Annotated in this window: 1 protein-coding gene; it reads left to right on the plus strand. The window is 54.8% G+C overall.

The features are described 5' to 3' along the window. On the plus strand, positions 1-358 hold a 358-nt coding region (locus AC0AIB_RS31205), incomplete at its 5' end, for an RNA-binding S4 domain-containing protein (RefSeq protein ID WP_465098079.1). Positions 359-467: the final 109 nt, after the last annotated feature.

Below are 467 nucleotides of genomic sequence, written 5' to 3' on the forward strand. Positions count from 1 at the left end.
TTGCTGTATTTTCTTGCGAACAGTGAAAAAACGGATTACCGTGTGGATGGGCAGGTCGTCTGAAACGGCTTTCAGACGAACTATGCTACAATTTCACGCATCCGAACCCATTACAGGAAACCTCATGGAAGCCACCGTCTATCTCGAAGACAACGAATACATCGCCTTATGCGACCTCTTGAAGCTCGCCGGACTTGCCGAAAGCGGCGGACAGGCGAAGGCGTTTATCGCCGAAGGGCTGGTGTTGCGCAACGGCGAAACCGAAACCCGCAAAACCGCCAAAATACGCGGCGGCGAAGTCATCGAGTTTGACGGTGCGCGCTTGGAAATTGCCGATGGATACGACCCTGAAGAATAAAGCCGAAGCCCTCTTGGGCGAGCCGCTTTTAGACGAACCCGTCCGCCCCGAATCGTGGGAATGCTGCGGCAGCGACTGCGGCGATGCCTGCATCCAGACGATTTATTGG

This window comes from Micromonospora sp. DSM 43699 (assembly GCF_055517075.1).